We start from the raw sequence: 22,837 nt of genomic DNA on the forward strand, positions 1-22,837 counted from the left end.
GGGGTCGCCCAGCGTCGTCCCCGTACCGTGCGCCTCCACCGCGTCGACATCCGCCGTCGTCAGGCCGGCGGCCGACAGTGCCTGGCGGATCACCCGCTGCTGGGAGGGGCCGTTGGGCGCCGTCAGACCGTTCGACGCGCCGTCCTGGTTGACCGCCGAGCCCCGCACGACCGCCAGCACGCGGTGGCCGTTCCGCCGGGCATCCGACAACCGCTCCAGCACCAGCATGCCCACGCCCTCGGACCAGCCGACACCGTCCGCGGCATCGGCAAAGGCCTTGGAACGCCCGTCCGGCGAAAGCCCGCGCTGACGCGAGAACTCCACGAACGTCGTCGGCGTCGACATCACCGTCACACCACCGGCCACCGCCAGCGAACACTCGCCGGTGCGCAGCGCCTGCGCCGCCCAGTGCAGGGCCACCAGCGACGACGAACACGCCGTGTCGACGGTCACCGCAGGGCCCTCGAAGCCGAAGGTGTAGGAGATCCGGCCGGAGGCGATGCTGGCCGCACTGCCGTTGCCACGGAAGCCCTCGAACTGGTCGCCGACCAGGGTGTTCCCGTAGTCGGTGTACATGACGCCGGCGAAGACGCCGGTGCGGCTGCCCTTGAGCGAGGCCGGGTCGATGCCCGATCGCTCGAGCGCCTCCCAGGTGGTCTCCAGCAGCAGGCGCTGCTGTGCGTCGGTGGCCAGCGCCTCGCGCGGGCTCATGCCGAAGAACTCGTGGTCGAAGTCGCCCGCGGTGTGCAGGAAGCCGCCGGAGCGGGTGTAGGAGGTGCCGAGGGCATCGGGGTCGGGGTTGTAGAGCTCCTCCAGGTCCCAGCCGCGATCGGTCGGGAAGCCCGACACCGCATCCACCCCCTCCGACACCAGCCGCCACAGGTCCTCGGGCGAGGCGACCCCGCCCGGGTAGCGGCAGGCCATGCCGACGATCACGATCGGGTCGTCCGCCACCGACGGCAACACCGCCGACGGCGTCACCGCCACCGCCGCCGTCTCGGCCCCGAAGAGTTCGTCCAGCAGGAAGGACACCAGCGCATCAGCCGTCGGATAGTCGAAGACCAGCGTGGCAGGCAGCCGCAGACCCGTCACCGACCCGAGACGATTACGCAGCTCGACGGCAGTCAGGGAGTCGAAGCCGAGGTCCTGGAAGGCCCGGTTCGGGTCGACGGTCTCGGCTCCGGCGCGTCCCAGGACGACGGCGATCCGGCCGCGGACGAGGTCCAGCAGCACCTCGCGCCGTTCGGGTCCGGCCAGCCCGGCGAGGCGGCCGGCGAGGCCGGTCGCCGTCGGGGAGGCGGCGGTGGCGGCGGTGCGCCGGCGGGCGCGGACCAGGCCGCGCAGCAGCGGGGGTACGTCGCCGTGCTGCCGCAGTGCCGCCAGGTCGAAGCGGACGGGCAGGACGAGCGGTTCGCCGACGGCGAGGGCGCCGTCGAAGAGGGCGACGCCTTCGGCGGGGGTGAGTTCGGGCATGCCGGAGCGGGCGATGCGGTGGATGTCGACGTCCGACAGGGTGCCGGTCATGCCGCCGTCCTGGGTCCAGGGACCCCAGGCGAGGGAGACGGCGGGCAGACCGGCGGTACGCCGGTGGACGGCGAGAGCGTCGAGGAAGGCGTTGCCCGCCGCGTAGTTGCCCTGACCGGGGCCGCCGAAGACGCCGGAGACGGAGGAGAAGGTGACGAAGGCGTCGAGGTCGAGGTCCTTCGTCGCCTCGTGGAGGTGCCAGGCGGCGTCCACCTTGGCCCGCAGCACGTGGGCGACCCGCTCGGGGGTCAGGGCTTCGATGGTGCCGTCGTCGAGGACGCCGGCCGAGTGCACGACGGCCGTGACGGTGTGCCGGGCCAGCAGTTCGCTCACTGCTGTCCGGTCGGCGACGTCGCAGGCCTCGATCACCACGTGGGCGCCGGCGTCGCGCAGTTCGGCGGTCAGTTCCTCGGCGCCCTCGGCCGCCGGGCCGCGGCGGCCGGCGAGGACCAGGCTGCGGACGCCGTGCTCGCGCACGAGGTGGCGGGCCACGGCGCGGCCGATGCCGCCCGTGCCGCCGGTGATCAGGACGGTGCCGTCGGGGCGCCAGGCGGGGTGCCGGGTGCCGTCCGCGTCGGCGGGGGTCCGGGCGGGGGCGAGCCGGGCGGCGAGCACCTTGCCGTCGCGGATCGCCAGCTGCGGCTCGTCGGCGAGGGCGAGGGCAGCACGCAGAACAGTGGCATCCGCGCAGGCGTCCGCGGTGCCGTCGAGGTCGAGGAGGCCGAAGCGGCCGGGGTGTTCGGAGGAGGCGGAGCGCACCAGGCCCGAGACCGCGGCGGCGGCCGGGTCGGTGCCGGTGGTGGCGCCGTGGGTGAGGAAGACCAGGCGGGCGTGGGCGAACCGCTCCTCGCCCAGCCATGCCTGGGCGGTCTGCAGGGCCCGGGTGGTCGCCGCGTGGGCCGCGGCGACGGTGTCCCCGGCGGTCTGCGCCGGCACCGGGGCCAGCACCACGTCCGGGACCTCGGTGGCCGCGGCCAGGGCGGCGAGGTCGTCGTAGGGCTCGGTCGCCAGGCCGGCGGGCAGTCCGGCGGGCGTGCCGAGGACCGCGACGGGCTCCTGCCGCGGTGCGGCGGGCGGGCGTTGCTCGGTCCACTGGACGCCGTAGAGCGCGTCGCTGCGAGTGGCGGGGGTGCCGGCCTCGCCACCGGTGAGGCGGCGCAGGACGAGCGTGGCGACGGTGGCGACCGGGTGGCCGGCGGGGTCGGCGACGGTGACGGAGACGGTGTCCTCGCCGGTGCGGGTGACGCGGACGCGGACGGCGGGGGCGCCGGAGGCGTGCAGGGAGACGCCTTCGAAGGAGAAGGGCAGGACGCCGTGGTCGATGCCGTTGAAGGCGGTGACGTGCAGGGCGGCGTCGAGGAGGGCGGGGTGCAGGCCGTAGGCGGCGGCCTCGGCGCGGGCGTCCTCGGGCAGGGCGACGTCGGCGTACACGTCGTCGCCGTCCTGCCAGGCGGCGCGCAGGCCCTGGAAGAGGGGTCCGTAGGCGAAGCCGCCGTCGGCCATGCGCGCGTACAGGCCGGTGAGGTCGACCGGCCGGGCGCCGGCGGGGGGCCAGGCGGAGCCGGGGGCGGTGAGGTCGCCGGGTTCCTGTTCGGCCGGGGCCAGGACGCCGGTGGCGTGCCGGGTCCAGGGGCGTTCGCCGTCGCCCTCGGGGCGGGAGCGGGCGGTCAGGGTGCGCCGGCCGCTGTCGTCGGCCGGGCCGACGTGCAGCTGGAGCTGGGTGCCGGTGTGCTCGGGCAGGACGAGGGGGGCGGCGAGGGTGAGTTCCTCGATGCGGCCGCAGCCGGCCTCGTCGGCGGCGCGGACGGCGAGTTCGACGAAGGCGGTGCCGGGGAGCAGGATGCGGTCGCCGACCTTGTGGTCCGCGAGCCAGGGGTGGGTCTGCGGGGACAGCCGGGCGGTCAGCAGCAGGCCGTCGCCGTCGGTCTGTTCGACGGAGGTGACGGCGCCGAGGAGGGGGTGGCCGGTGGCCTTCAGGCCGGCGGTGCCGATGTCGGCGACCTGGGTGCGGCCGGGGCGGGGCCAGAAGCGTTCGTGGCCGAAGGCGTAGGTGGGCAGGTCGACGGTGCGGGCGCCGGTGCCGGCGAGGTGGGCGGCCCAGTCGGGTCCGGTGCCGCGTACGGTCAGTTCGGCGAGGGCGGTGGCGAGGGCCTGCTCCTCGGGCCGGTCCTTGCGCAGGGTGGGCAGGACGGTCAGGTGGCCGGCGTCCTCGGGCAGGCAGGGGCGGGCCAGGGCGGTGAGGGTGGCGTCGGGGCCGATTTCGAGGATGCGGGTGACGCCGTCGGCGAGGAGGGAGGCGATGCCGTCGGCGAAGCGGACGGCGTCGCGGACGTGGCGGACCCAGTACCGGGGCGAGGTGAGCTGGTCGTCGGTGGCGGTGGTGCCGGTGACGTTGGAGACGACGGTGAGGGCCGGCGGGTGGTAGGTCAGGCTCTCGGCGACGGTGCGGAAGTCGTCGAGGACGGGGTCCATCAGGGGTGAGTGGAAGGCGTGGGAGACGCGCAGCCGGCTCGTCCTGCGGCCGTCGGCCTCGAAGTGGGCGGCCAGGGCCAGTACGGCCGCTTCCGTGCCCGAGACGACCACGGACGACGGGCCGTTGACCGCCGCGATCGACGCCTCGTCGGTCAGGTGCGGCAGGACCTCGGCCTCGGTGGCCTCGACGGCCACCATCGCGCCGCCCGCCGGCAGGTTCTGCATGAGGCGGCCGCGGGCGGCGACCAGGGCGCAGGCGTCGGTCAGGGACAGCACGCCGGCGACGTGGGCGGCGGTCAGTTCGCCGAGGGAGTGGCCGGCCACGTGGGTGGGGCGGATGCCGAGCGACTCCAGCAGGCGGAAGAGGGCCGTCTCGAATGCGAAGAGGGCCGGCTGGGCGTAGCCGGTGGCGTCGAGAAGGGCCGGGTCGTCGCCCCACATCACCTCGCGCAGGGGGCGGTCGAGGTGGGTGTCGAGGCCGGCGCAGACGGCGTCGAACGCCTCGGCGAAGGCGGGGAAGCGGGCGTGGAGTTCGCGGCCCATGCCCGGGCGCTGGGCGCCCTGGCCGGAGAAGAGGAAGGCGGTGCCGCCGTGGCCGGCGGTCGCCGTGCCCAGGACGGTGGCGGGGTCGGTGCCGGCGGCGCCGGTGGCGAGGGCGGTCAGGGAGTGGACGAGGGCGTCCTGGTCGGTGCCCAGCAGGACGGCGCGGTGCGGCAGGCGGGTGCGGCTGGTGGCGAGGGAGAGGGCGATGTCGGCCGGGCTCGGGGCGGGGTCGGCCGCGGTGAGGTGGGCGAGGAGGCGGGCGGCCTGGTCGCGCAGGGCCTGTTCGGTCTTGCCGGTCAGCAGCCAGGGGACGACGCCGGGGGTGATGCGGGCGGCCCCGGGCTCGTCGGCGGGCTCGGGTTCGTCGGCCTGTTCCAGGACGACGTGGGCGTTGGTGCCGCTGATGCCGAAGGCGGAGACGGCCGCCCGGCGGGGGTGGTCGGTGGCGGGCCAGGGGGTGTCCTCGGTGAGCAGCCGTACGCCGCCGGTGCTCCAGTCGACGTGCGAGGTGGGGGCGTCGACGTGCAGGGTGCGCGGGAGGCGGCCGTGGCGCAGGGCCATGACGGTCTTGATGACGCCGGCGACGCCGGCCGCGGCCTGGGCGTGGCCGATGTTGGACTTGATGCCGCCGAGCCACAGGGGTGCCTCGGCGGGGCGGTCCTGGCCGTAGGTGGCGAGCAGGGCCTGGGCCTCGATGGGGTCGCCGAGGGTGGTGCCGGTGCCGTGCGCCTCGACGGCGTCGACCTGGTCGGGGGTCAGGCGGGCGTCGGCGAGGGCGGCGCGGATGACGCGCTGCTGGGCGGGGCCGTTGGGGGCGGTGAGCCGGCTGCTGGCGCCGTCCTGGTTGACGGCGGTGCCGCGGACGACGGCGAGGATGCGGTGGCCGTTGCGGCGGGCGTCGGAGAGGCGTTCGACGAGGAGGACGCCGACGCCCTCGGCCCAGCCGGTGCCGTCGGCGGCCTCGGCGAAGGGCTTGCAGCGGCCGTCGGGGGCCAGGCCGCGCTGCCGGGAGAACTCGGTGAAGAGGCTGGGGGTGGGCATGACGGCGACGCCGCCGGCCAGGGCGAGGGAGCACTCGCCGGAGCGCAGGGCGCGCACCGCCAGGTGGAGGGCGACCAGGGAGGAGGAGCAGGCGGTGTCGACGGTGACGGCGGGGCCTTCGAGGCCGAGGGTGTAGGCGATGCGGCCGGACAGGACGCTGGTGGCGCCGCCGGTGAGCAGGTGGCCCTCGGTCTCGTCGGTCTGCCGGGCGAGGGTGCCGTAGTGGGTGTCGGCGCCGCCGACGAAGACACCGGTGTCGGTGCCGCGCAGGGTGGCGACGTCGAGGCGGGCGCGTTCGACGGCCTCCCAGGCGGATTCCAGCAGCAGGCGCTGCTGGGGGTCCATGGCGAGGGCCTCGCGGGGGGCGATGCCGAAGAGCTCGGGGTCGAAGTCGGCGGCGCCGGTGAGGAATCCGCCGTGGCGGACGTAGCTCTTGCCGGGCGTGCCGGGCTCGGGGTCGTAGAGGTCCTCGAGGTCCCAGCCGCGGTCGGCGGGCAGGTCGCCGACGGCGTCGGTGCCGTCGGCGACCAGGCGCCACAGGTCCTCGGGGGAGGCGACGCCGCCGGGGAAGCGGCAGGCCATGCCGATGACGGCGACGGGTTCGCTGTTGCGGGCCTCGACGGACTCCAGCCGTTGCTTGGCCCGCCGCAGGTCGGCGGTGACCCGCTTGAGGTAGTCGCGGAGCTTGTCTTCGGTGTGGGCCATGGGTGGTGTGCTTTCTCCCAGTCGTGGAAAAGGTGCGTTTTCGTCTGACTGGGTCGTCAGGCGAGGCCGAGTTCTTTGTCGATGAGGTCGAACATCTCGTCGTCGCTGGTGGCGGCGTCGAGATCGGCGTCGAGGTCGGCGTCGTCCTCGCCGTCCTGCGCGGGGGCGCCGTCGCCGGGGGCGTCGAGCTTCCACTGCAGGGCCTTCAGGCGCTGGACGAGGCGGGCGCGGGCGTCGTCGTCGAGTTCGGCGGCGGCCAGGGCGGCCTCGAAGGTGTCGAGCCCGGTGAACAGGGGTGTGCCGGCCTCGGGCGCGCCCTCGTCGGTGGCGGGGGCGAGCAGGTCGCGGATGTGGCGGACGAGCCCGAGGGGGGTGGGGTGGTCGAAGACGGCCGTGGTGGGCAGGCGCAGGCCGGTCGCCGCGTTGAGCCGGTTGCGCAGTTCCACGGCGGTCAGGGAGGTCATGCCGAGGTCGAGGAAGCCGCGTTCGGCCTCGACGGCGTCGGCCGCGGCGTGGCCGAGGACGGTGGCCACGTGCCCGCCGACCAGCTGCAGCAGCAGGGCCTCCTGCCGCGCCGTGGACAGGCCGGTGAGCTGCCGGGCGAGGGAGTGCTCGGCGGCTTCGGTGCGCGCGGCGGTGCGGCGCAGGGGGGTGCGGACCAGGGCGCGCAGCAGGGTAGGTACGTTGCCGGTGGCGGCCAGGGCGCGGGGGTCGAGGCGTACGGGCACGAGCAGGGGGCTGCCGGCGGCCGCGGCGGCGTCGAGGAGGTCGAGGCCGTGGGCGGTCGGGATCGGCAGCATGCCGGAGCGGGCGAAGCGGTCGAGGTCCACGTCGTCCAGCGTGGCCGTCAATTCACTGGAATCCTCCCAGTATCCCCAGGCGAGGGAGACGGCGGGCAGGCCGGTGGCGCGGCGGTGGGCGGCGAGGGCGTCCAGGGCGGCGTTGGCGGCGGCGTAGTTGGCCTGGCCCATGCCGCCGGCGACGCCGGCGAAGGAGGAGAACAGCACGAAGGCCGAGAGGTCCGTGTCGCGGGTGAGGTCGTGGAGGTTCCAGGCGGCGTCGGTCTTGGGTCGCAGCACCCGGTCGAGGGACTGCGGGGTGAGGTTCTCCAGCAGGCCGTCGTCGAGGACGCCGGCGGCGTGGACGACGGCGGTCAGCGGGTGGCCGGCGGGGACGGCGGCGAGCAGCCGGGCGAGGGCGCCGCGGTCGGCGGTGTCGCAGGCGGCGACGGTGACGTGGGCGCCGAGGGCGGTCAGTTCCTCGCGCAGCTGTGCGGCACCGGGGGCGTCGGGGCCGCGCCGGCCGGTGAGCAGCAGGTGGCGCACGCCGTGCCGGGTGACGAGGTGCCGGGCGACGTGGCTGCCGAGGGTGCCGGTGCCGCCGGTGATCAGGACGGTGCCCTCTCCCCCGGTCGGGTCCCACTGCGGGGCGGTGGCGCCGGTGCGCGGTGCGCGGTGCAGGCGCGGGACGGTGAGCGTGCCGCGGCGCAGGGCCAGTTGGGTCTCGCCGGCGGCGTCGGCGGCGGCCAGGGCGGTGGCGAGGGCGGCCGCGGAGCGGGGGTCGTCGTCGAGGTCGGCGAGCAGGAAGCGGCCGGGGTGTTCGGACTGCGCCGAGCGCAGCAGGCCCCAGGCGGCGGCCGCGGCCGGTGCGGGGACGGTGTCGTCGTCGCCGGCGGCGACGGCGCCGCGGGTGAGAAGGACCAGGCGGCCGGCGCCGGTGGCGTCGGCGGTGAGCCAGGTGCGGGCGAGCGTCAGGGCCTCCTGGGCGGCCCGGCGGGTGCCGGCGGCGGTGGCCTCGGTGGGTGTCAGGGTGGTGAGGACGGTCGTGGCGGCGGTGGCGGCCGCGGCGAGGTCGTCGTGGTGGTGCACGACGGCTCCGGCCTCGGCGAGGGCCTCGGCGAGCGGGGCGGTGGCGGTGCCGGCCGTGGCGTACGTGCCGGGCGTCCGCGGCTCCTGCGGCGTGAAGGGGATCCACTGCACGAGGTGCAGGGCGTCGTGGTGGCCGCCGGTGCCGGTGGCGGTGAGCCGGTCGGCGGTGGGCTCGCGGAAGGTGATCGCGTCGACGGTCAGGACGGGCGTGCCGGTGGTGTCGGTGGCGGTCAGGGCGAGTTCGCTGGCGGTGCCGGTGGGGGTGATGCTCACGCGCAGCCGGTCGGCGCCGGTGGCCGGCAGGCTCGCGCCGCGCCAGGTGTGCGGCGGGGCGGGGGCGGTCTGTGGCTGCTGCCCGGCGGCGAGGGTGAGGAGTTGCTGCAGCAGGGCGGGGTGGAGGTGGAATCCGGTGGCGTCGTCCTCGGGCAGGGCGACGTCGGCGAGGAGCGTGTCGTCGTGCCGCCACAGGCCGTGGAGGGTGGCGAACGCTTCGGTGTGCTCGTATCCGTGGGCGGCCAGGGTGTCCAGGAGTGCTGCGGTGTCCTCTTCGGTGGCGCCGGCCGGGGGCCAGGTGCCGGAGGGGGCTGCCAGTGGGGTACGGGCGCCAAGGGCGAGGGTGCCGGTGGCGTTGCGGGTCCAGGGCGCGTCCTCGGCGGCGCCCTGCGGCCGGGAGTGGACGGTGAGGGTGCGGCTGCCCGAGGCGTCGGCCGCTGCGGCGGTGACCTGGAGGTCCACGCCGCCCTGCGCGGGCAGGGTCAGCGGCTGGTCCTCGGTGAGCTCCTCGACGAGCGCGCAGCCGGCTTCGTCGCCGGCGCGGACGGCCCATTCGAGCAGCAGGGTGCCGGGGACGAGGGCGGTGCCGTGCAGGCGGTGCCCGGCGAGCCAGGGGTGGCTGTCCAGGCCGATGCGACCGGTGAGGACGATGCTGTCGTCGGCGAGGCGCACGGTGCGCTCGATTCCGGTGGGGCCGGTGGCGGCGGTGGCCTCCAGCCAGTAGCGCTCGCGCTGGAAGGCGTAGGTGGGCAGGTCGGTGGGGCGGCCGCCGGTGACGGCGGGCAGCCAGTCGACGTCGACGCCGTGGACGTGGGCCTCGGCCAGTGAGGTCAGCAGGCGTTCGGCTGCGCCGTCGTCGCGGCGCAGGGAGCCCAGGACGACCGCGGTGGTCCCGGCGGAGGCGGCGGTGTCCTCGATGCCCATGGTCAGGACGGGGTGGGGGCTGGCCTCGACGAAGACGTCGTGGCCCTGGGCGAGGAGGCTGCGCAGCGCGTCCTCCAGGCGGACGGTGCGGCGCAGGTTCTCGTACCAGTACGCGGCGTCGAGGGCGCTGCCGTCGGTCCATTCGCCGGTGACGGTGGACAGGAAGGGAACGTCCGCCGTACGGGGTGCGAGGTCGGCGAGGTCCGTGAGCAGGGTGGTGCGGATGTGTTCGACCTGGGCGGAGTGGGAGGCGTAGTCGACGGGGATGCGCTTGGCGCGCACGCCGTCCTCCTCGCAGGCGGCGAGGAGTTCGTCGAGGGCGGTGCTCTCGCCGGAGACGACGGTGGTGGCCGGTCCGTTGACGGCGGCGACGGAGAGCTTGTCGCCCCAGGCGGCGAGGCGTTCGCGGACGGCGTCGGCGGGTGCGGCGAGGGACATCATGCCGCCGTGGCCGGAGAGGTCGCGGGCGATGGCCCGGCTGCGCAGGGCGGCGACCTTGGCCGCGTCGTCGAGGGAGAGGGCGCCGGCGACGGCCGCGGCGGCGATCTCGCCCTGGGAGTGGCCGAGCACGGCCGCCGGGCGTACGCCGTGGGCGCGCCAGACTTCGGCGAGGGAGACCATCACGGCCCACAGGGCGGGCTGGGCGACGTCGACGCGCTCCAGGCCGGGGGCACCGTCCTCGCCGCGCAGGACGGCGGTCAGGGACCAGTCGACGTACGGGGACAGGGCCTTCTCGCAGGCGGCGATGCGGTCGGCGAAGACCGGGGATTCGTCGAGGAGTCGGCTGCCCATGCCGGCCCACTGGGAGCCCTGGCCGGGGAAGACGAGGACGACCTTGCGCTCGCGGGAGCCGGCGAATCCGCCGTGGACGACGCCCGGTGCGGGCTGGCCTTCGGCGAGGGCGTGCAGGCGCTCGGTCAGCTCGGTGCGGCCGGTGCCCACGACGACGGCGCGGTGTTCGAGGGCGGCGCGCCGGGTGACGAGGGAGAAGGCGGTGTCCAGGGGGCGGGCGGCCGGGTGGCCGGAGAGGTGGTCGAGCAGGGTGCGGGCCTGTCCGCGCAGTCCGGCCTCGCTGCGGGCCGACAGCACCCAGGGCAGGGTGCGTCCGGGCTCCTCGGCCTCCTCTTCGACTTCTTCGACGGCGGTTTCTGCGGGGGCCTGTTCGAGGACGACGTGGACGTTGGTGCCGCTGATGCCGAACGAGGAGACGCCCGCCCGGCGGGGCCGTCCGGCGTCGGGCCATGCGGTCTCCTCGGTCAGCAGCTCGACGGCGCCGGCGCTCCAGTCGACGTGCGGGGTCGGCTCGTCCAGGTGCAGGGTCCTGGGCAGGACGCCGTGCTGCATCGCCAGGACCATCTTCATCACGCCCGCGACGCCGGCGGCGGCCTGCGTGTGACCGATGTTCGACTTGATCGAGCCCAGTCGTAGCGGCCGGTCGTCGGGCCGGTCCTGGCCGTAGGTGGCGAGGAGTGCCTGCGCCTCGATGGGGTCGCCGAGCGTGGTGCCCGTGCCGTGCGCCTCGACCGCGTCGACGTCCGCCGGCTGCAGGCCGGCGCCCGCCAGGGCCTGGCGGATGACGCGCTGCTGGGCGGGGCCGTTGGGGGCGCTCAGGCCGTTGGACGCGCCGTCCTGGTTGACGGCGGAGCCACGCACCACGGCAAGGATCCGGTGCCCGTTACGACGCGCGTCGGAGAGCCGCTCGACGAGCAGCAGGCCGACGCCCTCGGCGAAGCCGGTGCCGTCCGCGCCGGCGGCGAAGGCCTTGCAGCGGCCGTCGCCGGCCAGGCCGCGCTGCCGGGAGAAGTCGGTGAACAGCCGCGGGGAGGACATGACGGTCACGCCGCCGGCGAGGGCGAGGGTGCACTCGCCCTGGCGCAGCGACTGGACGGCCATGTGCAGGGCGACCAGCGAGGAGGAGCAGGCGGTGTCGACGGTGACGGCCGGGCCCTCCAGGCCGAGGGTGTAGGCGACGCGGCCGGAGACCACGCTCATGGCGTTGCCGTTGCCGACGTGCCCGGCGAGTTCCTCGGGCACCTCGGGGACGCGGCTGAGGTAGTCGCTGGAGGCCAGACCGGCGAAGACGCCGGTGCGGGAGCCACGCGCGGAGCGCGGGTCGATGCCGGCAGCCTCGAACGCCTCCCAGGCGGTCTCCAGCAGCAGACGCTGCTGGGGGTCCATGGCCAGCGCCTCGCGCGGGGAGATGCCGAAGAAGCCGGCGTCGAAGTCGGCGGCGTCGTGCAGGAAGCCGCCCTCGCGGGTGCGGGAGGTGCCGGGCCCCTCCGGTACGGAGGCGTAGACGCGCTCCGCGTCCCAGCCGCGGTCGATGGGGAAGGGGCCGATGGCGTCGGTGCCGGAGACGAGCAGCTGCCACAGGTCGCCGGGCGAGCGGACGCCGCCGGGGAGCCGGCAGGCCATGCCGACGATGGCCACCGGTTCGTCCTCGCCCGCGGGGGCCGCGGTGGGAGCCGCGGAGCTCTCCTCCTCGGTGGCATCGGTCAGTTCGGTGTACAGGTGGTCGGCGAGGGCGGCCGGGGAGGGGTGGTCGAAGGCCAGGGTGGCGGGCAGCCGCAGCCCGGTGGCGGTGGACAGGCGGTTGCGCAGTTCGACGGAGGACAGGGAGGTGAAGCCCAGGTCGCGGAAGGCCCGGTCGGTGGGCACCGTGTCGGTGCCGGTGTGGCCGAGGACGGCGGCGACGCAGGTGGCGACCAGGTCGAGGAGGGTGCCGCGGCGGTCGGCGGCGGGCAGGGCGGCCAGCCGGTGGCGCAGCCCGTCGCCGTGCCCGGTCCCGGCGCCGGTGGTGCGCCGGGTGGTGGTGGGCCGGTAGAGGGTGCGCAGCAGGGCGGGGAGTTGCTCGGGGGTGCGGGTGCGCAGGACGGTGCCGTCCAGGCGGACGGGCACGAGCAGGGGCCGGTGGGCGGCCAGGGCCGCGTCGAAGAGGGCGAGGCCGTCGGCGGTGGACAGCGTCAGGGCGCCGGAGTGCCGCGAGCGGGCGCGGTCGCTCTCGTCGAGGTGTGCGGTCATCCCGCTGGCCTGCTCCCACAGGCCCCAGCCGAGGGAGGTGGCGGGCAGGCCGTGCGCGCGGCGGTGCTGGGCGAGGCCGTCGAGGCCGGCGTTGGCGGCCGCGTAGTTGCCCTGGCCGGGCGAGCCGAAGACGCCGGCGGCCGAGGAGAACAGGACGAAGCCGGCGAGGTCGCGGTCCGCGGTGAGCTCGTGCAGGTGGGCGGCCGCATCGGTCTTGGGGCGGGCGACGGTGCGCAGTCGTTCGGGCGTCAGGGCGGTGACGACGCCGTCGTCGAGGACGCCGGCGGCGTGCACGACGGCCGTCAGCGGGTGCGCGGCCGGGACGGACGCGAGGACGCCGGCGAGGGCGTCGCGGTCGGCGGCGTCGCAGGCGGCGACGGTGACGGTGGCGCCCAGGTCCTCGAGTTCGGCGCACAGCTGCCGGGCGGCGGGGGCGTCGGGGCCGCGGCGGCCGGTGAGGAGGAGGTGCCGGATGCCGTGATCGGTGACGAGGTGGCGGGCCAGCAGGCCGCCGAGTTCGCCGGTGCCGCCGGTGATCAGTACGGTGCCGTCCGGGTCCCAGGGGCGGGGCACGGTCAGGGCGACCTTGCCGACGTGGCGGGCCTCGGAGACGTACCGGAAGGCCTCGCGGGCGTGGTGGACGTCCCAGGCGGTGACGGGCAGCGGCTGCAGGGTGCCGTCCTCGAAGAGGGCGACGAGTTCGGCGAGCATCTGCCGGATGCGCTCGGGCCCGGCCTCGACGAGGTCGAAGGCGCGGTAGCGGGCGCCGTCGTGGGCGGCGGCCACCTCGTCCGCGTCGCGGATGTCGGTCTTGCCCATTTCGATCAGGCGGCCGCCGGGGGCGAGGAGCCGCAGGGAGGCGTCGACGAAGTCGCCGGCCAGGGAGTTGAGGACGACGTCGACGCCGCGGCCCGCGGTGGCCTCGCGGAAGGCGCCCTCGAAGTCCAGGGTGCGGGAGGAGGCGAGGCGCTCGGCGGGCCAGCCGCCGGCGCGCAGGCCCTCCTGCTTGCGGGTGGAGGCGGTGCCGTAGACCTCCGCGCCCCAGTGGCGGGCGAGCTGGGTGGCGGCCATGCCGACGCCGCCGGCGGCGGCGTGGATCAGCACCGACTCCCCGGCGCGCAGGCCGGCGAGGTCGCGCAGCGCGTAGTACGCGGTGAGGAAGACGACGGGGACGGCGGCGGCCTGGGCGAAGGTCATGCCGCGCGGGATGCGGGCCAGGACGCGGTGGTCGGCGACGGCGAGCGGGCCGAAGCCGCCGGGGACCATGCCCATCACCCGGTCGCCGACGGCGATCCCGCTCACCGCGGGCCCGGCCTCGACGACGACGCCGGCGGCCTCGGAGCCCAGGAATTCGGCGCCGCCGGGGTACATGCCGAGGCTGTTGAGGACATCGCGGAAGTTCAGGCCGGCGGCGCGGACGGCGATGCGGACCTCGCCCTCGCCGAGCGGCCGTTCGGCCACCTCGGGGCAGGGCACGAGGGCGAGGTTGTCGATGGTGCCCTTCTCGGTGATGTCCAGCCGCCAGGGCCCGCTCTCCGGGGCCGGCAGGGGCGCGGCGGCGTGGGTGCGGGCCAGGCGCGGTACGTAGGCGGTGCCCTGGCGCACGGCCAGCTGGGGTTCGTCGGCGGTGGCGAGGCGCGGCAGCAGGGCGCGGGAGTCGGCCTGGTCGTCGAGGTCGGCGAGGACGATGCGGCCGGGGTTCTCGGACTGGGCGGAGCGCAGCAGGCCCCACACCGCCGCGCCGGGCAGGTCGGTGACGTCCTCGCCGGCGTGGGTGGCGACGGCGCCGTGGGTGAGGACCAGCAGGCGGGAGTCCGCCCACCGGTCGTCGGCCAGCCACTGCTGCAGCAGGTCCAGGGCGTCCTCGGGGGTGCGTGCGCCGGTGGCCACGACCACGTCGGGGGTGCCGTCCAGGGAGGCGAGGTCCGGTGCGGTGGCCCCGGCCGGGTACGGGCCGGGGTCGCCGACCAGGGCCCAGGTGGCGGGCGCCGCGTCGGCGGGGGTGCCGGGCAGGGGGCTCCAGTCGAGGTGGAACAGCGCCTCGCGGGCGACGTGGGCCGCGGGGTCGAGCAGGGCGGCGGGCACGGGCCGTACGGTCAGCCGGTCGATGCTCGCCACGGGGCGGCCGGTGCCGTCGGCCAGGACGACGGTGACGGCGTCCGGCCCGGCGGGGGTCAGGCGGGCGCGCAGCCGGGTCGCACCGGCGGCGTGCAGGGCGACGCCGCTGAAGGAGAACGGCATGCCGGGCCGGTCGCCGGCGGGCAGCGCGCCGAGACCGGCGGCGTGCAGGGCGGCGTCCAGCAGGGCCGGGTGCAGCCCGAAGCGGGCGGCGTCGGCCAGGGCGGGCTCGGGCAGGGCGACGTCGGCGAGGATGTCGGCGCCGCGCCGCCAGGCGGCCCGTACGCCCTGGAAGGCGGGCCCGTAGCCGTAGCCGCGTGCGGCGAGGTCGGTGTACAGGTCCTCGACCGGCAGGGCCTCGGCGTCCTTGGGGGGCCAGGTGAGCAGGTCGTCGGCGGGGGCGGGGGCCGGGGGCGCGAGGGTGCCGGTGGCGTGCTCGGTCCAGGGGCCGTCGGCGGCACCGGTGGCGGGGTCGAGGGTGCGGGCGTGGACGGTCAGCGACCGGTGGCCGGAGGCGTCCGCGGCACCGACGACGATCTGGACGCGGGCCTCGGCGCGCTCGGGGAGCACCAGCGGGGCGTGCAGGGTCAACTCGGCCAGGCGGCCGCAGCCGAGCTCGTCGCCGGCCCGGATCGCCGCCTCGACGAGCGCGGTGCCGGGGACGACGACGGCGCCGGAGACGGCGTGGTCGGCGAGCCAGGGCTGGGTGCGCACCGACCACACGGCGGTGGCCATGAGCCCGTCGCCGCCGGCGAGTTCGACGGTGGCGCCCAGCAGCGGGTGGCCGGGCGCGCGCAGGCCGGCGGCGGTCACGTCGCCGCTGCCGCCGCCCGGGCGCGGCCAGAACCGCTGCCGCTGGAAGGCGTACGTCGGCAGCGGCACCCGGCGGGCGGGGGTGCCGGCGAGGAAGGCGTCCCAGGCGACGGCGGCGCCGTGCGCCCAGGCGTCGGCCAGGGAGGTGCGGAAGCGGGCGAGCCCGCCCTCGTCGCGGCGCAGCGTGCCCACGGCCGCCGCGGCGACGCCGGCGTCCTGCGCGGTCTCCTGCACCCCGGCGATCACCACCGGGTGCGGGCTGACCTCGGCGAAGACGCGGTGGCCGGCGCGCAGCAGGGTGCGGGTGGCCTGCTCGAACTCCACGGTGCGGCGCAGGTTGCGGTACCAGTAGGCGGCGTCGAGGGCGGTGGTGTCGAGCAGGTTGCCGGTGACGGTGGAGCAGAAGGGGATGTCGGCGGTGCGGGGGGTGATGCCGTCGAGGAGGGTGAGCAGTTCGTCCTCGATCCGCTCGACCTGGGCGGAGTGGGAGGCGTAGTCGACGGGGATGCGCCTGGCGCGCACGCCGTCGCGCTCGCAGGCGGCGATCAGTTCGTCGAGGGCCTCGGGGGTGCCGGAGACGACGGCGGAGCCGGGGCCGTTGACGGCGGCCACGGAGATGTCCTCGCCCCAGGCGGTGATGCGTGCGCGCACGGCGTCGGCGGGCTCGGCGACGGACACCATGCCGCCCCGTGCGGACAGTTCGCGGGCGATGGCCTGACTGCGCAGGGCGACGACCTTGGCGGCATCGTCGAGGGAGAGGGCGCCGGCGACGGCCGCGGCGGCGATCTCGCCCTGCGAGTGGCCGAGCACCGCGGCGGGGCGCACCCCGTGGGCGCGCCAGACCTCGGCGAGGGAGACCATCACGGCCCACAGGGCGGGCTGGACGACGTCGACACGGTCCAGGCCGGGGGCGTCCTGCTCGCCGCGCAGGACGGCGGTCAGGGACCAGTCGGTGTACGGGGCGAGGGCGGCGGCGCACTCGGCGAGGCGTGCGGCGAAGGCCGGGGAGTCGTCGAGGAGTTCGAGGGCCATGCCGGCCCACTGCGAGCCCTGGCCGGGGAAGACGAACACCACTCCCCCGTCGCCGTCGGCGGTGCCCTGCAGCACGTGCGGCGAGGGCGCGCCGGTGGCGAGGGCGTCGAGGCCGGCGAGGAGGCCGGCGCGGTCGCCGGCGGTGACGGCGGCGCGGTGGTCCATGGCGGTGCGGCCGGTCGCCAGGGCGTGGGCGGCGTCGTCGGGTGCGAGGTCGGGGTGGGTGCGCAGGTGGTCGGCGAGCAGCCGGGCCTGGTCGGCGAGGGCGGCCTCGGTGCGGGCCGACAGCGTCCAGGGCAGGGTGGGTTCGGGTGCGCCGGCCGGCTGCTGCTCGTCGGCGGTTTCGGCGGGGGCCTGTTCGAGGATGATGTGGGCGTTGGTGCCGCTGATGCCGAAGGAGGAGACACCGGCGCGGCGGGGCCGTCCGGCGTCGGGCCATGCGGTCTCCTCGGCGAGCAGGGCGACGGCGCCGGCGCTCCAGTCGACGTGCGGGGTCGGCTCGTCCAGGTGCAGGGTCCTGGGCAGGACGCCGTGCTGCATCGCCAGGACCATCTTCATCACGCCGGCGACGCCGGCGGCGGCCTGGGTGTGGCCGATGTTCGACTTCACGGAGCCCAGCAGCAGGGGCCGCTCGGCGGGCCGGTCCTGGCCGTAGGTGGCGAGGAGTGCCTGGGCCTCGATGGGGTCGCCGAGCGTGGTGCCCGTACCGTGCGCCTCGACCGCGTCGACGTCCGCCGGCTGCAGGCCGGCGCCCGCCAGGGCCTGACGGATGACGCGCTGCTGCGAGGGCCCGTTGGGGGCGCTCAGTCCGTTGGACGCGCCGTCCTGGTTGACGGCCGAGCCGCGCACCACGGCAAGGACCGGGTGCCCGTTGCGCCGCGCGTCGGAGAGGCGCTCGACCAGCAGCAGGCCGACGCCTTCGCTCCAGCCGGTGCCGTCGGCCGCGGCGGCGAACGGCTTGCAGCGGCCGTCCGCGGCCAGGCCGCGCTGGCGGGAGAACTCCACGAAGGAGTACGGGGTGGCCATCACGGTCACGCCGCCGGCGAGGGCGAGGGTGCACTCGCCCTGGCGCAGCGACTGGACGGCCATGTGCAGGGCGACCAGCGAGGAGGAGCAGGCGGTGTCGACGGTGACGGCCGGGCCCTCGAAGCCGAAGGTGTAGGACAGGCGGCCGGAGACCACGCTGGCGGCGTTGCCGGTGAGCAGGTGGCCGGCGACCTCGTCGCGCGCGGCGTCGAGGATGCTCTGGTAGTCCTGCGCGTTGGTGCCGGCGAACACGCCGGTGCGGGAGCCGCGCAACGACTCGGGGTCGATGCCGGCGCGCTCCATCGCCTCCCAGGCGGTCTCCAGCAGCAGGCGCTGCTGGGGGTCCATGGCGAGGGCTTCGCGCGGGGAGATGCCGAAGAAGCCGGCGTCGAAGGCGGCGACGTCGCTCAGGAAGCCGCCTTCGCGGGCGTAGCTGGTGCCCTGGTGGTCGGGGTCGGGGTGGTAGAGGCGGTCGAGGTCCCAGCCGCGGTCGGTGGGGAAGGCGGTGATGCCGTCGGCGCCGTCGGACAGCAGTCGCCAGAAGTCCTCGGGGGTCGCGGCGCCGCCGGGGAAGCGGCAGGCCATGGCGACGATGGCGATCGGCTCGTCGGTGCCGGCGGCCGCGGCGGCGGGTGCGGCGGGCGCGTCCTGGCCGGTGGTGCCGAGGAGTTGCTCGCGCAGGTGGCGGCCGACGGCGGCGGGCGTGGGGTGGTCGAAGAGCAGGGAGGCGGGCAGGCGCAGGCCGGTGGCGGTGGCCAGGCGGTTGCGCAGTTCGACGGCGGTCAGGGAGTCGAAGCCGAGGTCGCGGAAGGCGCGCCGGGTGCCGACGGCGTCGGTGGAGGCGTGTCCGAGGACGGCGGCGACCTCGGTGCGGACCACGTCGACCAGGGCGCGGTCGGCTTCCGCGGCGGGCAGTGCGGCCAGGCGTTCGCGCAGCGGCGACTGGCCCGCCGCGCCGGTGCCGGGTCCCGTGGGGCCGGTGGGGGCGAGGGCGCGGGCTGCCTCGGGCAGGTCGCCGATCAGGGCGCTGGGGCGGGCGGCGGTCAGGGCGGGGGCGTAGGCGGCCCAGTCGATGTCGGCGACGGTCAGCTGGGCGGTGCCGCCGGCCACGGCGTGTCCGAGTGCGGCGAGCGCGGGGCCGGGCGCCAGGGGGCGCAGGCCGTCGCGGCTCATGCGCCCGGCGAGGTTCTCGCCGGTGGCGGCCATGCCGGAGCCGGCCCATGGTCCCCAGGCGAGGGAGGTGGCCGGCAGGCCGTGCTGCCGGCGCTGTTCGGCGAGGGCGTCGAGGTAGGCGTTGGCGGCGGCGTAGTTGGCCTGGCCGGGGTTGCCGACGACGCCGGTGATGGAGGAGAACAGCACGAAGAACGACAGGGCGTGATCGCAGGTCAGCTCGTGCAGGTGCCGGGCGGCGGCGGCCTTGGGGGCCAGGACGGCCGCGAGCCGCTCGGGGGTGAGGGTCTGCAGGATCCCGTCGTCGAGGACACCGGCCGCGTGGACGACGCCGGTGAGGTCGTCGATGCCGGCCAGCAGGGCGGCGAGCGCGTCGCGGTCGGCCACGTCGCAGGCGGCGAGGGTGACGCGGGCGCCGAGGGCCTCGAGTTCGGTGACGAGCTCGGTGGCGCCGGGGGCGTCGGGGCCGCGGCGGCCGGCGAGGACGAGGTGGGCGGCGCCGGCCTCGGCGAGGCGGCGCGCCACGTGGGCGCCGAGGGCGCCGGTGCCGCCGGTGACCAGGACGGTGCCGTGCGCCTGCCAGTCGGTGTCGGTCGCGGCGGCGGTCCGGGTCAGGCGGCGGGCGAGGACGCCGGCGGGCCGGACGGCGACCTGGTCCTCGCGGCCGTCGGCGAGGACGTGCAGGAGCGCGGTGGCGGTGCGGGCGTCGGTGGTGGCGGGCAGGTCGACGAGGCCGCCCCAGACGCCGGGGTGTTCGAGCGCGGCGACCCGGCCCAGGCCCCAGACCTGGGCCTGGAGGGGGCTGGTGAGCGGGGAGCGCTCGTCGGCCGCGACGGCGCCGCGGGTCGCGCACCACAGGGGTGCGCCGGCGTCGGCGGTCTCCAGGGTACGGACGAGGGTGACGGTGGCGGCGAGGCCGAGGGGCACCGAGGGGTGGGCGGGGTGGGGGCGTTCGTCGAGGGCGAGGAGGGACAGGACGCCGGCGAGCGGCGCGTCCTGGGCGAGGGCGGCGGTCAGCCGGCCGGTCAGGTCCGCTGCGTCCGCGGCGCAGTCCAGGGTGAGGCGTTCGGCGCGCAGGCCGCTGTCCCGGGTGAGGGCGTCGGCGAGGCCGGCGGCCCAGGCGTCGTCGTCGGTGCCCTCGGGCAGCAGGAGCAGCCAGCGGCCGTCCGGGATACGGCCGGTGCTGCCGGTGACGGGGGTCCAGGTGGTGCGGTAGCTCCAGGCGTCGGCGGCGGCGCGGGTGGTGCGCCGGCGCCGCCAGGCCGACAGGGTGGGCAGGATGCCGCCGAGGGTGGCCTCGGCGTCGGCGCCGTCGAGGGCCAGGACGGCCGACAGGGCCCGGGTGTCCTGGCGTTCGACGGCCTCCCAGAAGTCGGCGTCGACGGCGTGGGTCTCGGCCGGGGAGGTCTTCGCGTCCGGGGCGTCGCCCGGGGTGAGCCAGTAGTGCGCGCGCTGGAAGGCGTAGGTGGGCAGGTCGACGCGGCGGGCGCCGGTGCCCTCGAAGAAGGCGGCCCAGTCGGTGCGCACGCCGCGGGCGGCCAGGGCGGCGAGCGCCTCGGCGAGGGCGCGCGGCTCGGGGCGGTCGGCGCGCAGCAGCGGTACGAGCGCGGGCGCATCGTCCGCAGGGGCGTCCGGGGTGAGGCAGTCCTGGACCATCGGGGTCAGCACGGCGCCGGGCCCGAGCTCGGCGTACGCGGTGACGCCCGCGGCCTGAAGGGTGCGGACGGCGTCGTGGAAGCGGACGGGTTCACGCACCTGGCGGACCCAGTACGCGGCGGAGCACAGCTCGTCCGCGTCGGCGAGGGTGCCGGTGAGGGTGGAGACCAGGGGGATGCGCGGGGCGTGGAAGGTGATGCTCCCGGCGACGCGCCGGAAGGCGTCGAGCATGCCGTCCATGTGCGGGGAGTGGAAGGCGTGGCTGACGCGCAGCCGCTTGGTGCGGCGCCCGCGCGCCTCCCACCGGGCGGCGACGGCGGTGACGGCGTCCTCGTCGCCGGAGACGACGACGGCGGCGGGGCCGTTGACGGCGGCGAGGGCGACGCGGTCGGTCAGGTCGGCGAGGGAGGGGGCGATCTCCTCCTCGGTGGCCTCGACGGCGACCATGGCGCCGCCGTCGGGCAGCGCCTGCATGAGGCTGCCGCGGGCGGCGACCAGGCGGGCGGCGTCGGGCAGGTCGAACACGCCGGCCACGTGGGCGGCGGCCAGTTCGCCGATGGAGTGGCCGGCCAGGAAGCGGGGGGTGACGCCCCAGGAGGCGAGGAGCCGGTGGAGGGCGACCTCGACGGCGAACAGGGCCGCCTGGGTGTACACGGTGCGGTCCAGCAGCGCGGCCTCGGGGGTGCCGGGCTCGGCCAGGGCGACGTCGGCGAGGGGTCGCTCGACGTGCGGGGCGAGGTGGCGGTCGAGCTCCGCGCACACCTCGTCGAAGGCCGCGGCGAAGACCGGGTGCGTACGGTGCAGGGCGCGTCCGGCGCCGGCGCGCTGGGCGCCCTGGCCGGCGAAGAGGAAGGCGGTGGTGGCCTGGGCGGCGACGCCGGTGGCCAGGCCCGCGGCGCCGCGGCCGGCGGCGAGCGCCTCCAGGGCGGCGAGGTGCTCCTCGCGGGTGCCGGCCACGACGAAGGCGCGGTGTTCGAGCAGGGGCCGGGTCAGGGCGAGGGAGCAGGCGATGTCGGCGGTGTCCTGCTCGGGGCGGGCTCGCAGATGGGCGGCGAGGCGTGCTGCCTGGGCGCGCAGGGCGTCGGCGGAGGCGGCCGACAGGGCCCAGGGCAGGACGCGGCCGGCGGGCGCGTCGGGCCGTTCGCCGTCGTACTCCTCCTGGTCGGGGGCCTGTTCGAGGACGACGTGGGCGTTGGTGCCGCTGACGCCGAAGGAGGAGACGGCGGCGCGGCGCGGGTGGTCGCCGGCCGGCCAGGGCTCGGCCTCGGTCAGCAGGCGGGCGTGGCCGGCGCTCCAGTCGACGTGCGGGGTGGGCTCGTCGAGGTGGAGGGTCCTGGGCAGCACGCCGTGCTGCATGGCCAGGACCATTTTGATGACGCCGCCGACACCGGCCGCGGCCTGGGTGTGGCCGATGTTCGACTTGAGGGAGCCGAGGAGGACGGGGCGCTCGGCGGGGCGCTGCTGTCCGTAGGTGGCGAGCAGGGCGGTGGCCTCGATGGGGTCGCCGAGGGTGGTGCCGGTGCCGTGCGCCTCGACGGCGTCGACGTCGGCCGGCTTGAGGCCGGCGTTGGCGAGGGCGGCGCGGATGACGCGCTGTTGGGAGGGGCCGTTGGGGGCGGTGAGGCCGTTGGAGGCGCCGTCCTGGTTGACGGCGGAGCCGCGCACGACGGCGAGCACGGGGTGGCCGTTGCGGCGCGCGTCGGAGAGGCGCTCGACGAGCAGCAGGCCGACGCCCTCGCTCCAGCCGGTGCCGTCGGCCGCCGCGGAGAACGGCTTGCAGCGGCCGTCCGCGGCCAGCCCGCGCTGGCGGGAGAACTCGACGAACATCTGTGGCGTGGACATCACGGTGGCCCCGCCCACCAGGGCGAGGGTGCACTCGCCCTGGCGCAGCGAGTGGACGGCCAGGTGGAGGGCGACCAGCGAGGAGGAGCAGGCGGTGTCGACGGTGACGGCGGGGCCTTCGAGGCCGAGGGTGTAGGAGATGCGGCCGGAGGAGACGCTGATGGCGTTGCCGGTCAGCAGGTGCCCGCCGGCCTCGTCGGCCTGTCGCGCGGCGGCGCGGGAGCCGGCCGAGCGCGGGGTGGCGGCCGTGCCCAGGGAGGCGGCGTCGTAGCCGCCGTAGCCGGTGCCGACGAAGACGCCGGTGCGGGAGCCGGCGAGGGTGGCCGGGTCGATGCCGGCGCGCTCGACGGTCTCCCACGCGGTCTCCAGCAGCAGCCGCTGCTGGGGGTCCATGGCGAGCGCCTCGCGCGGCGATATGCCGAAGAAGCCGGCGTCGAACTCCCCGGCGTCGTGCAGGAATCCGCCCTCGCGGGCGTAGGTGGTGCCCGGGTGGGCGGGGTCGGGGTCGTAGAGCGCGTCGAGGTCCCAGCCGCGGTCGGCGGGGAAGCCCGAGACGGCGTCCACGCCGCCGCCGACCAGCTCCCACAGCTCCTCCGGCGAGCGCACCCCGCCGGGGTAGCGGCACCCCATGGCCACGATGGCGATGGGCTCGCGCCGGCGTTCCTCGCTCTCGCCCAACTGCTGGCGGGTGTCGTGGAGGTCAGCGATGGCGCGCTTGAGGTACTCGCGGAGCTTCTCCTCGTTCGACATCAGGACGTCAACCCCTCGGTGATATGCCGGAGCCGGACCGGGGCACAGACCTGCCGGCT

The 22,837-nt window shown here is 76.6% G+C and carries 2 protein-coding genes (1 of these 2 running past the window's edge); both read right to left on the reverse strand.

Annotated elements, in window-relative coordinates:
* On the reverse strand, positions 1-6,285 hold the start of the coding sequence (locus AB0K17_RS15480) for an SDR family NAD(P)-dependent oxidoreductase (RefSeq protein ID WP_365983211.1). 25,263 nt of this gene lie to the left of the window's left edge; 6,285 of the gene's 31,548 nt are visible here — the first part of the coding sequence; it begins with the start codon at positions 6,283-6,285; its stop codon lies beyond the left edge, outside the window.
* Between the two features lie 56 nt (positions 6,286-6,341).
* The gene (locus AB0K17_RS15485; protein WP_365983212.1) at positions 6,342-22,778 is read right to left on the reverse strand and encodes a type I polyketide synthase; all 16,437 of its coding nucleotides are present in this window, start codon (positions 22,776-22,778) and stop codon (positions 6,342-6,344) included.
* Positions 22,779-22,837 lie beyond the last annotated feature (59 nt).

Source organism: Streptomyces sp. NPDC049585 (assembly GCF_040675615.1).
GTDB classification, from domain to species: domain Bacteria; phylum Actinomycetota; class Actinomycetes; order Streptomycetales; family Streptomycetaceae; genus Streptomyces; species Streptomyces luteosporeus.